9 protein-coding genes are annotated in these 12,660 nt (G+C 47.8%); 7 read left to right on the plus strand and 2 right to left on the minus strand.

All coding sequences use genetic code 11. The features are described 5' to 3' along the window. Positions 1 to 621: 621 nt before the first annotated feature. The 7 genes from L6475_RS10995 to L6475_RS11025 all read left to right on the plus strand — a co-directional run bounded on the left by L6475_RS10995 (position 622) and on the right by L6475_RS11025 (position 8,454). On the plus strand, positions 622 to 1,893 hold the full coding sequence (locus L6475_RS10995) for a hypothetical protein (protein WP_237819992.1): 1,272 nt from the start codon (positions 622 to 624) through the stop codon (positions 1,891 to 1,893). A gap of 21 nt (positions 1,894 to 1,914) precedes the next feature. Then, complete coding sequence (locus tag L6475_RS11000) at positions 1,915 to 2,061, plus strand: hypothetical protein (protein ID WP_237819994.1); 147 nt, start codon at positions 1,915 to 1,917, stop codon at positions 2,059 to 2,061. A gap of 172 nt (positions 2,062 to 2,233) precedes the next feature. Then, on the plus strand, positions 2,234 to 2,998 hold the full coding sequence (locus tag L6475_RS11005; RefSeq protein ID WP_237819996.1) for a ParA family protein: 765 nt from the start codon (positions 2,234 to 2,236) through the stop codon (positions 2,996 to 2,998). Further along, the gene (locus L6475_RS11010) at positions 2,999 to 3,919 is read left to right on the plus strand and encodes a ParB/RepB/Spo0J family partition protein (RefSeq protein WP_237819998.1); all 921 of its coding nucleotides are present in this window, start codon (positions 2,999 to 3,001) and stop codon (positions 3,917 to 3,919) included. Beyond that, entirely contained in the window at positions 3,916 to 4,773 is an 858-nt protein-coding gene (locus L6475_RS11015) for a DUF5683 domain-containing protein (protein WP_370641603.1), read from the plus strand. Before L6475_RS11010 ends, L6475_RS11015 begins: the two co-directional genes overlap by 4 nt. Before the next feature lie 9 nt (positions 4,774 to 4,782). Beyond that, complete coding sequence (locus L6475_RS11020) at positions 4,783 to 6,126, plus strand: transglycosylase SLT domain-containing protein (protein ID WP_370641604.1); 1,344 nt, start codon at positions 4,783 to 4,785, stop codon at positions 6,124 to 6,126. 63 nt (positions 6,127 to 6,189) lie between these two features. Then, entirely contained in the window at positions 6,190 to 8,454 is a 2,265-nt protein-coding gene (locus L6475_RS11025; protein ID WP_237820000.1) for a bifunctional (p)ppGpp synthetase/guanosine-3',5'-bis(diphosphate) 3'-pyrophosphohydrolase, read from the plus strand. Between the two features lie 98 nt (positions 8,455 to 8,552). Here L6475_RS11025 and L6475_RS11030 read toward each other — a convergent pair whose 3' ends face one another. Together L6475_RS11030 and L6475_RS11035 are read right to left on the minus strand one after the other, a co-directional pair. Further along, positions 8,553 to 8,903 (minus strand): MerR family transcriptional regulator, encoded by a 351-nt coding sequence (locus tag L6475_RS11030; RefSeq protein WP_237820003.1) that lies wholly within the window; start codon positions 8,901 to 8,903, stop codon positions 8,553 to 8,555. A gap of 281 nt (positions 8,904 to 9,184) precedes the next feature. Beyond that, complete coding sequence (locus L6475_RS11035; protein WP_237820005.1) at positions 9,185 to 12,577, minus strand: leucine-rich repeat protein; 3,393 nt, start codon at positions 12,575 to 12,577, stop codon at positions 9,185 to 9,187. Positions 12,578 to 12,660: the final 83 nt, after the last annotated feature.

Genomic DNA, 12,660 nt, shown 5'->3' on the forward strand with positions numbered 1-12,660 from the left:
GTGTTTCATTACTTTACGGTTGTAAAGTTACGACTATTTTGTGAAAAATGCGCTTTTTTCTTACTTTTTGATAACAAAAATGCGAAAATTGGTAGCACTATTACTATAAAAGGATAATGTAGAAAAGAAAAAGACAGTATCTTTGTACCCAAAATAAGAAATAAGACTAAACTAGAGTATTACATTCATGCCAACACTCGCCCATGCGCTCGGCTATGCTGAGACCTACAGGACGATAACATTTGGCAAATGTAAATGTACTAAAGAGGCACGCGGAAGCTCCATGACGGGCAACTGCGTGCCTCGTGACATATTTGTATAAAAAAAATTAATCGTTTGCACAGTTTCAGAATCATTTTTAGCACATAAAGCGCTACCACCTATTTAATAATATATTACCTTTGCCCGTTGGAAAATAATTCTAATTGATCACAAACGGTGTAACATGAAAGACTATTTACTATCCCTTCACCCATGCAATTCTGTATTGCACACTATTCCGCCCTATTCTATCATGGACATGCGAGCGGGAACCATGCTTAGTTATCCCTCTTTTCTCTGAAAACTTACTAACAAAATAAATAACGATTAAAATCTACCAAAATGAAAAAACTTTTACTTATGATGCTCCTCATAGTGGGAGGAGTGAATGCTGCGAGTGCGTGGGGCGACATGTACCTTGTGTGCGGAGAAAACAACAACTGGAGCACATCAGACAACAATGCTAATTTCAAGTTCACTTGGATGTCTGAAAATAATTACAAGATTATTGTTCCTGGTAGTTATGTAAACTCAGGAAATTGGTATTTCCGGTTTAGAGACACTTCAAGTGATACATGGACAAACATAGGTCCTGCCAGCTCCGCAAATGACGCAGATGTTACAAACACAACTGTGACAACAGATTGGAAAAATTCAAGCAAAGCTTTTTACATAACCCAAAACGCTGATGCGAAATGGGTTTCAATTACTATTTCATGGAGCAATGGAAATAATAATTGGGCTGTCAGCGGAAGCTATATAACCGATTATAACACGATAGCAATTGTTAGTCCGAATGGCTGGGAAAACACTTATGTTTACACGTATGTTCAAGAATCAGCGAGAGACATACCATCTTCAGGAGTTTGGCCTGGCACAAAAATTACAGCCAACAATGGTATTCATATTGCAGAAGTTCCCGCCGGGTCAAAAATTATCATGAACAACGGAACCGGTGGAGAAGGAAATCAATACCCTTCAAACGGAGGATTTGACGCAACCAATAATGGAGTATATGATAGTAATGGTTTACAAACGACAACAAATGTTTCCGTCAGCTCATACGGCGTGGCAACCTTCTGCTCAAATTATCCTTTAGACTTTACAGGCATTGAAGACGTAAAAGCATATACCATTATACGCTCAGACAAAGCAACGGGAGCATTGACAAAAAGTCAGGTAACTGGTAAAGTTGCGGCTGGTACGGGACTATATCTTGAGGGAACTGCTAATGCAAGCGTGGACGTTCCCACCACTATCTATACTGAATCAGCAGGTACCAACAGGCTGGTTGGTGTTACCTCTGACACTAATATCAGTCAGACTGACGGCGACTACACCAACTATATCCTAACCGTTAACAAGGTGGGAGGCGACGTTGCCACGCCTAAATTCTATAAGGTGAATTCAAAAGGCAATACGGTATTGGCCAACAGAGCTTATCTCCAGATTCCTACTGAGCAGGCATCACGCGAGTCGTTCTGGTTCGAAGATGGAGTAATAACCGCTATTGAATCAGCCAAGCAGGAGCAGAGCCTCAATGGCGTAGCCTACAATCTTGCAGGCCAGCGCATCGCCCAGCCAACAAAGGGCCTCTACATTGTGAATGGAAAGAAAATAATTATGAAATAAAAAAGAAAGGAGAAAATACATATGAAAAAGATTTATTCTGCCCCCAAAACGATGATTGTAGGACTGAAAATAGAGTCTTTACTCCAATCATATAGCAATACAGAAGCTGCGGAACGCGCTACATCACTCTCGCGCGGCGGCTCTTGGGATGATGATGAAGAAGAATAATAGATACAGAATACTCTTACAGTACAAAACAATAGCGGCGATGAATCATTATCGCCGCTATTGTTTTGGAATAGAACGAGAATAAAAAATCAAAAAATAACAAGGAAAAACGTATTTATCAAAGGAAAATATGTATCTTTGCAGTTCTTAAACTAAAGAAAAGAGATTGGAAATGGGAAAAATTATTGCTTTAGCCAATCAGAAAGGCGGCGTGGGCAAGACCACTACAACCATTAATCTGGCTGCTTCGCTGGCCACACTTGAGAAATCTGTTCTGGTGGTCGATGCTGACCCACAGGCCAACGCTTCCAGCGGACTGGGCGTTGACATCAAGGAGGTGGACTGCTCCATTTACGAATGCATTATCGACAAGGCTGACGTGCGCGATGCTATCTACACCACCGATATCGACGGACTTGATATCATTCCCAGTCATATAGACTTGGTGGGTGCCGAGATTGAGATGCTGAACCTGCAAAACCGCGAGAAGGTTATCAAACAGTTGTTGGACCCCATCCGTTCAGAATACGACTATATCCTTATTGACTGCTCGCCTTCGTTGGGCCTCATCACGGTGAACGCCCTGACAGCCGCCGATTCGGTGATCATCCCTGTTCAATGCGAATACTTTGCACTGGAAGGTATTTCTAAACTCCTCAACACTATCAAGATTATCAAATCGAAACTAAACCCGAGGCTGGAAATTGAGGGCTTCCTGCTCACGATGTACGACTCTCGCCTGCGCCTGGCCAATCAGATTTACGACGAGGTGAAGCGTCATTTCCAAGAACTCGTGTTCAAAACAGTTATTCAGCGTAACGTCAAACTGTCAGAGAGTCCCAGTCACGGACTACCCGTCATCCTCTACGATGCCGACTCTACTGGTTCAAAGAACCATCTGGCTTTAGCAAAGGAAATCATTAACAAGAACAAATAAATGGCAGTACATAAGAAATATGCAAAAGGAGCGGCCGTATTGGGCCGTGGACTTGACGATATAGGAAACGGCCGCGGACTCGATGCGCTTATCGACACCAGCGAAGTGAGGCCCCAAGGCTCGTCAAACCTGAACGAGATACCCATCAGCCAGATAGAACCCAACCCTGAGCAGCCCCGTCATGAGTTTGACGAGACCGCTCTGAACGAACTGGCTGCCAGTATCCAGATGATGGGTATCATTGCCCCTATCACCCTGCGCCAAGTGGCTCCCGACCGCTATCAGATTATTGCCGGTGAGCGTCGTTGGCGTGCCTCGCAACTGGCTGGACTCACTTCTATTCCAGCCTACATACGTACCGTTGAAGACGAGAACGTGATGGAGCTGGCGCTGGTTGAGAATATTCAGCGCGAAGACCTGAACGCCATAGAAATAGCTTTGGCCTATGAGCATCTGGCTGAGACCACAGGTATGACGCAGGAGAAGATTTCTGAACGCGTAGGCAAGAGCCGTACTGCCGTGACCAACTACATGCGCCTGCTGAAACTGCCTGCCCAGATTCAGATGGCACTGAAGAATCACGAGATTGACATGGGACACGCCCGTGCACTACTGGCACTGGACTCGCCCTCGATGCAGTTGAAACTGTTCAAGGATGTTCAGAAAAACCAATACTCTGTGCGCAAGGTCGAGGAGATGGTTCAGATGCTGAAAAGCGGTGAGGATGTTCAGTTGGCTCACAAGAAAATCGCTTCTAAGGCACAGTTGCCACAGCGATTCAACGAGGCAAAGAAACAACTGTCGGACCTGCTGCAGTCGAAAGTGCAGCTCACCTGCTCGCCCAAAGGAAAGGGTCGTATCAGCATTCCCTTCGAATCGGAAGAAGACTTGGAAAGAATACTGAAAGCGATTGGAAAGTGAAAAGTAAACAGCAACAACAACGACTTCTGGGTATGCGCAGACTGATGTTCTGCGCACTGTTCGTCATGTTGCAAGCCTCGTTCTTCGGTTCCTCGGTGATGGGACAGACAACGGACAACGATTCTATTTTATCACAGAAAGAGGAAAACGATTCAGTATTCTCACAAAAAGAAGGGAACGATTCAGTATTCGCACTGAAAGAAGCAAAAGATTCCTTATATAGCAAGACGGAGGTAAACGATTCTATCGCTGCCGCCGTCAATTCTATGATTAGTGCCCTTCCACTCATGGAATCGACAACAGGAGCGGAAGACCTTAAGCCCAAGCGCCAACCGCGCGACTGGAGCACATGGAGGCCCAATCCGCAGCGTGCCCTTTGGCTGGCACTCGTCATTCCTGGCGGCGGACAGATCTATAACCGCAAATACTGGAAACTGCCATTGGTCTATGGCGGGTTTATGGGATGTATCTATGCAATGTCGTGGAACAGCATGATGTACAAGGACTATCAGCAGGCCTATATCGACATTATGGACGATGATCCCAACACGGCCAGTTATAACAAGTTCTTGCACTTAGGCCGCACTATTGACGACTCAAATATTGAACGGTACAAACAGATATTCAAGAGTCGTAAGGACAAATATCGCCGTTGGCGCGATCTAAGCTTCTTTGTGATGGTAGGCGTCTATGCCATCTCGGTGATTGATGCCTACGTGGATGCGGAACTATCTGAATTTGACATATCCAAAGACCTGACTATGAAAGTACGCCCTTCGGTAATGAGCTCGGGCGTAAGTCGCAACCCACTGTATGCTACGTCGATAGGCGTCAACTGCAGTCTTAACTTTTAAAATCAGAAAATGACATCAAGGAATTATATATATAATATTAAAAGAGGTATTATCGGCAGTCTCATCTTCGGTGCTTTCTGGGGCTTTTCTGTCCCGGCTATGGCACAGTACGAAAATGACGAGATTATCGTGACCGACAGTCAAGGCAATGAAGAAGAGATTGAGTTTCCGGAGGCTATGACCCAAGATTTGGACAGTCTGCTGAGTCTCTACCACTCAAAGACATACCTTTCTGCCGACAACGATTGCCAGACAAGCAATGTGAACCCCACGTTCGACAAAGAGGTTTACATAGACCGTCTGCGCCGCATGCCCACTGTGATGGAGATGCCCTACAATGCTGTGGTGCAGACCTTCATTGATCGCTATGCAGGGCGATTGCGCCGCTCGGTGAGCCTGATGCTGGGTGCCGCCAATTTCTACATGCCTATTTTTGAAGAAGCTCTGGAGGCCTATCAGCTCCCCTTGGAACTGAAATATCTGCCTATCATCGAATCGGCCTTAAACCCTAAGGCGGTATCGCGAGTAGGCGCCACAGGCCTTTGGCAGTTCATGCTTACTACCGGTAAGGACTACGGACTGGAGGTGAACTCACTGATTGATGAACGCCGCGACCCCGTCCGTGCTTCCTATGCCGCTGCCCACTATCTGAAAGACCTGTACAACATCTTTGGCGACTGGAGTCTGGTCATTGCCGCCTACAATTGCGGTCCGGCTAACATTCAGAAAGCCATACACCGTGCAGGAGGCGAACGCACACCCGACGGAAAGTTTGCCGGTGAGAAGGACTATTGGAAGATATACCCATACCTCCCAAAGGAGACACGCGGCTACGTGCCCGCCTTCATTGCTGCCAACTATATGATGACTTACTATTGCGAGCACAATATCTGTCCGATGCGCTGCGAACTGCCAGCTAAGACCGATACCGTGATGGTGAACAGGAATGTGAATCTGAACCAGATAGCCTCAGTGCTCGACATTGATATTGAGATGCTGCGTGCACTGAACCCCGTCTATCGACGCGACGTAGTGCCTGGAGCAACCCACCCCATGCCCATACGGATGCTGCCCAACGATGTGGTGCGTTTCATTGACCTGCAGGATTCCATTTGCAACTATAATGCTGAACAGTTGTTGGGCAAGCGCGATGTGGTAGAAGTGAGCGAGCCTGCTGTCAGCACTACCAGGCGAGGCCGTTCGGCTCGCGGTGGCAGGACTGTCACTGTGCGCAAGGGCGACAATCTGGGGGCTATTGCCCGACGCAACCACACAACGGTGGCCAAGCTGCGCAGGTTGAATGGCATCAAAGGTACCAACATTCGTGCCGGTCAGAAGCTGAGAGTAAAATAAAACGGAGATAATCTGCTAAACAATAAGAAGATAAGCTGGAAAAAACAATAAGGAGGAAAGATTATGGATGATGAAGTAAAACAAAGGGAAGCTGCTGACGAGAAACTTATTAACGATGCCTTTCAGAAACTGCTCGACAGTTATCTGAACTCACGCCATCGCAAGAAAATTGATCTCATCACAAAGGCTTTCAACTTTGCCAAACAAGCCCATAAAGGTGTGCGCCGCCTGTCGGGCGAGCCCTATATCATGCACCCTATTGCCGTAGCACAGATTGTATGCTCGGAAATAGGATTGGGTTCTACGAGCATCTGTGCTGCATTGTTACACGATGTGGTGGAAGATACTGAATACACCGTTGAGGACATCTCAAACATGTTCGGTCCGAAGATTGCCCAGATTGTTGACGGACTGACCAAGATTAGCGGTGGTATCTTCGGCGAACAGGCCTCAGCCCAAGCAGAGAACTTCAAAAAGTTGCTGCTCACCATGAGCGAAGACATTCGCGTCATCCTTATCAAGATTGCCGACCGTCTGCACAACATGCGCACCCTGGACTCTCAGCCAGCCAACAAGCAGTACAAGATAGCCGGTGAAACGCTCTATCTCTATGCACCACTGGCCCACCGTCTGGGACTCTACAAGATAAAGTCGGAACTGGAGAACCTGAGCTTCCGCTTCGAGCATCCGGAGGACTATGCCGCTATTGAGCGCAAGCTGGCCGACACACAGGTGACACGCCACCAATCGTTCGATCAGTTTACAGCCCCCATTGAGGAGATGCTGAAGCGCATGGGACTGAAATATGAGATTCGCGAACGAGTGAAGACGCCCTACTCTATCTGGTCGAAGATGCAGAATAAACATGTGACGTTCGATGAGATCTATGACATCCTGGCCGTCCGCATCATCTTTACTCCTACCAGTCGTGAGGCAGAAGCCAAGGAGTGCTTCAACATTTATGTGGAACTGAGCCAGTTGTACCGCAGTCACCCCGACCGTTTGCGCGACTGGGTGAACCATCCTAAATCGAACGGCTATCAGGCACTGCACGTTACCCTCATGTCGAAACAGGGTCACTGGATTGAGGTGCAGATACGTTCAGACCGTATGGACGAGATAGCCGAGCAGGGACTGGCCGCCCACTGGAAATACAAAGAAGGCGACGAATATACCGAGGACGAGAAAGAGAGCGAACTGAACGAATGGCTGCACACCATCAAGGAGATTCTGGACGATCCGCAGCCCGATGCCATGGACTTCCTCGATGCCATCAAGCTGAACCTCTTTGCCAGCGAGATATTCATATTCACTCCAAAGGGAGAGATCAAGACAATGCCTGCCGGATGTACGGCTCTCGACTTTGCTTTCTCCATCCATACCTTTCTGGGCAGCCACTGCATAGGAGCGAAAGTGAATCACAAGCTGGTGCCGCTGAGCCATAAGTTGCAGAGTGGCGATCAGGTGGAGATTCTGACCTCAAAGTCGCAACATGTATCGCCGCAGTGGTTCAACTTTGTTACCACGGCCAAGGCACGCTCCAAGATTCACGCCATTCTGCGCCGCGACAACCGTGAGGTGCTGAAAAAGGGCGAGAGCATCCTGGAAGAATGGCTGAAGAAGAACGGCATTCGCCCCTCGCTAGCCATTGCCAAGCAGTTGACGGCCTTCCATGATATGCAGCGCCATGAGGAATTCTATCATGCCTTGGGCGACAAGGTGATTCTCTTGGGCGAGAAAGACCTTGACGAGCTGACTGGCAAGAAGAGCGACACCAACAGTGGCGGCGGATGGCGCAAGTTTGTACCCTTTGTGAAATCGAAGAAGAAAGAGCAAGGCGAGCAGACCGAGCTGTTTGTTGTTCCCGACAAGTTCAACCGCAAGAAGCCCATCTTTATCACCGACGACAATATCAGTCAGTATAAGTTCCCCAACTGTTGTCATCCCATTCCCGGCGATGATGTGCTTGGCTATATTGACAATAAGAACCAGATAGAGATTCACAAGCGTGCCTGTCCGGTGGCCAACCGCTTGAAGACCAGTTATGGAAACCGCATTCTCGATGCGAAATGGGACATGCACAAAACGCTGTTCTTCGACGCTACCATCCGTCTGGGAGGTATTGACCGCCGCGGACTGGTGAACGAAGTAACCAGCGTCATCTCACGCCAGATGTCGGTGGACATCCGCAAACTGACCTTCACCACTGAAGACGGCGTGTTCGAGGGTACCATCGACCTTCGTATTCACGACCGCAACGATGTGAAGGAGATTATCGACAAGCTGAAAGAGGTTGACGATCTGAAAGAAATCTCACAGATACTGTAATAAGAGAAAAGCCTTTAGATATAGTAATTGAGGGGAAAAGCCCTCATTTACGGTAACGGGGGGAACTCAGAAAAGGGGAAAAAGGGGGAAAAGAATTTTTAAGTCAAGCCGTCAAGTTCATGCTTCAATGCCTGCAGTTCGTCACGAACACTAATCAGGCGGAAAAGCACATCGGCACGGCGGTCGGCACCGTCACGGTTGGCATGCAGCATCTTCTTGGCTGCGGCCAACTTGAATCCACGCACTTTCACCAAATTGTAGATTAACTTAACCTGTTCAATATCCTTCTCAGAATATTGGCGCACATTTGTACCGCTTACAGTCTTAGGCCGCAACATGGGAAATTCCTTCTCCCAGTAACGTAACGTACTCTCGTTCAGGCCAAACATATCGGCCACCTCCTTGATGGAGTAGTACATTTTCAAGTTTTTGTCGAGGTTAAGTGCCATACGCTTATTTCTTTTTAGTTTACAAAGATACGAAATCTTCAGCAAGCGAACAGCACTTTTTATTTCTTTAACTTAATAACAGTCCTCCCCGTCTTCGTCCCAGAAATTGTTACGACGACTTAAACCTGTATCAACCTCGGTATCAGGATCAATTCCTCCTCCATTTTCTGTTTCTCCTTCTTGTAAATAGGAGCCTGCCAGCAGGGGAACTGCCTTGATAAGCAGTTCCCTTGTGACGGGTTATTGATATGTTTTCTTCATCTGTTTCATACCTTTTAGAGTTACTTTATCACGACCTTCTTACCATTCTTAATATAGAGGCCACGTCCAGCCTTCTCTACGCGTTGTCCCTTCAGGTTATAGAGATGCTCATTGCTGTTGGTGAACAGTTCGAAATCGCTGATATTAGTGGTTATATCAGTTCCATCATCCTCGAAAGCAATGCTGATAGCACGAGCTTCCTCTGAACCTGACATAAACGAGGTAGGCACCTGCAGGTAAGCCTTTTGGGCTCCAAGCGTTGCCGTCTCCGAGGGAGCGAAGAATCCATATTCGCCGTCCACCTTGTTGAGCAGGAAGTTGCTCATGTCGCCAGAAGTCTTGGCAATCGAGCTTGCAGTGAGGTTTGCTTTGAGCATATTCACATAGTAGGCCTGCGAAGTGCTATATGGAATCTTATAGGTCACACCAGCCTCACCCTTCAGATAGAGACCTGTGCCAGCAGGAATGTCATAGACACGTACCAGAAGCACTACTTTGCTGTTCTTGTTATAACCAGCGGCGATGTAAGCTTTGAGTCCACTGCCGGTGAAGTTCAGGTCTTGAGCGCAACTGAAGGTACTCACGCCCTGAGCCAGAGTAATGAACTCCTTCGTAGCGTTGAAGGTAGCTACAACAACCACGTTGCCAGTAACATTATGGATAGTGTACTGCCCGTCAACCACGTATGCAGTCACATCCTCACCGTTCACAGTCAGCGTATTCAGTGTGCGATCCTCGTCTTCGGCAATGGTAATCACCACATCGTCACCATACTTAGGATTCATATTGTCGGCACTAACGCCACCACCCGTGATACTTACGGTATAGGTCAGCTCCGTCCAAGTAGCCGTCACCGTCATATTTTCAGCAGGCATCGTCTCAGGCAGTTCAGGTGTCCATCCTGCGAAGTTGCATCCAGGCTTTGTAGGATCGTCAGGAGCTGTCACCGTGGTCCCGTAGTCTTGAGTGATGGGATCAACAGCAGAACCTCCATTACTATCAAACGTGATGGTGTACTTGTTCACCTGCCAGGTAGCGGTGTAGGCCAGATGACCTGTGCTGCCCTGAGCAATCGTCACTTCCATCATAGCATCGCCCTCGCCATTCAGCTTCCAGCCCTTGAAGGTATGACCCGTCTTGGTGGGGTTGTTCAGCGTGAAGGTTTCGGTCTCGATGGTGTAAGTCGTGGGATTAGCAGGAGTAGCCGTACCGCCATCCATCGTGTACACAATATTATATACAGTAGGTGTCCATGTGGCGGTATATGCCAAGTGGCCTGTGCTGCCCTGAGCGATGGTGACAGTCATCATAGCCTCGCCTACGCCATTGAGCTTCCAGCCTGCGAAGTCATAACCTGCCTTCGTCGGGTTGTTCAGCGTGAAGGTCGTTGTCTCGATGGTGTAAGTTTCGGGGTTCGTTGCCGTACCACCGTTCAGCGTTAAGATCAGGTCGTATTTGATGGCAGAGAACGAGGCGACAACAGTCTGGTCGGCCAGCAGGTTGCTGACGGTGTATTTGCCTTCTGTAGGTGTCTTGGCTTCGCTGTTTACAGTGAAGGTCTTCAACTCATAACCTGTGGCAGGAGTAACGGTGAACACAGCATCCGTCTCGCGGTCGATAAGGGTGGTCTTCGTTTCATTGTTGGTAGAGCTAATATCAGCAACAGCCAGCGTACCATGAGCCGAAGCTGTGATGCTGACCACAAAGCTGGCGAAATTTTTGTGAGCGAACTCCTTCCAGTTATCAGCTGCCTCGTATGCATCCATTGTTCCGCCAGGAACCCACAGCGTGGCATTTTCCAACTCGGTGTCGTTGAAAATACCTTCATCTATTGTGATAGGTGTCAGCCAAGGAGTCTTCACGTTGGTCAACAATCCTGAGATAGGCGCACTGATCTTGGTCACCTTTGAGCCGAACTCTACACTCGTGGCACTGACGAAAATTGGGTTAACCTCTTCTCCTGTCAGTGTCAGGTCACGACCAATGTAAATGGTGGTGGCTGGACTCCAGAAAGGACGTTCATACCATGTTCCTGGCATGATCAATGGAGTCTCGCTATCCTCAATGGTGATGCTGGCCATGCTATTGCAGTTTTGGAATGCAGCATCGCCAATGGTCATCACAGAAGCAGGAATGGTGACGCTGGTTAAACTACTTCCATTAAATGCCTCATTGCCAATGGTTGTCAGTTTTGAAGGCAACGTGACGGATTTTATATGAGTACAATCTTTAAAAGCATTTGTGCCGATGCTCGTCACGTTGCTGCCCATCGTCACCACAGTTTCAGTAACCTCATCTGATTGGCCACATGCAAGAAAAGCCGACTCACCGATGGTGGTTACACCATTGCCAATAATGATGCTTGCCAGTTTGGAGTTACTATAGAACAACGCAGGATTAATGGTGGTTACTTGCGGGCCAAACTCCACACTGGTGGCATCGTAAGTGAGTGGGTTAACCTCTTCTCCTGTCAGTGTCAGGTCACGACCAATGTAAATGGTGGTGGCTGGACTCCAGAAAGGACGTTCATACCATGTTCCTGGCATAATCAATGGAGTCTCGCTATCCTCAATGGTGATGCTGGCCATGCTATTGCAGTTTTGGAATGCAGCATCGCCAATGGTCATCACAGAAGCAGGAATGGTGACGCTGGTTAAACTACTTCCATTAAATGCCTCATTGCCAATGGTTGTCAGTTTTGAAGGCAACGTGACGGATTTTATATGAGTACAATCTTTAAAAGCATTTGTGCCGATGCTCGTCACGTTGCTGCCCATCGTCACCACAGTTTCAGTAACCTCATCTGATTGGCCACATGCAAGAAAAGCCGACTCACCGATGGTGGTTACACCATTGCCAATAATGATGCTTGCCAGTTTGGAGCTACTATAGAACAACGCAGGATTAATGGTGGTTACTTGCGGGCCAAACTCCACACTGGTGGCATCGTAAGTGAGTGGGTTAACCTCTTCTCCTGTCAGTGTCAGGTCACGACCAATGTAAATGGTGGTGGCTGGACTCCAGAAAGGACGTTCCCACCATGTTCCTGGCATGGTCAATGGAGTCTCGCTATCCTCAATGGTGATGCTGGCCAAGCTGCCGCAACTTTGGAATGCAGCATCGCCAATGGTCATCACAGAAGCAGGAATGGTGACGCTAGTGATTCCTGTTTCATAGAAACCGCTGGCTCCAACTGCAGTCACCGCATAGTCTACATCCTCGTAGGTCACACTCGACGGGATGACCAGTGCACTGGTGAAGGTAGCCTCGTCAGCCTTAGCAATTGCAACGTAATGATTTACTTCATCTGTCACCGTATATTTGAAATTACCTTCGGTGAACGTAGTTGGTTCTTGTGCCCATCCGGCTATCGCCGTGAGAACGAACAGGAATGAAAATAGTAGTCTTTTCATAATCTCTTTCTTTTTATTTGTTAATATGATTGTGCAAATAAAGCAAAAAAGGGACATATAGGAACTAACAAAAAGCGCAAATC

Origin of the sequence: Prevotella sp. E9-3 (assembly GCF_022024015.1) — a bacterium.
GTDB lineage: Bacteria > Bacteroidota > Bacteroidia > Bacteroidales > Bacteroidaceae > Prevotella.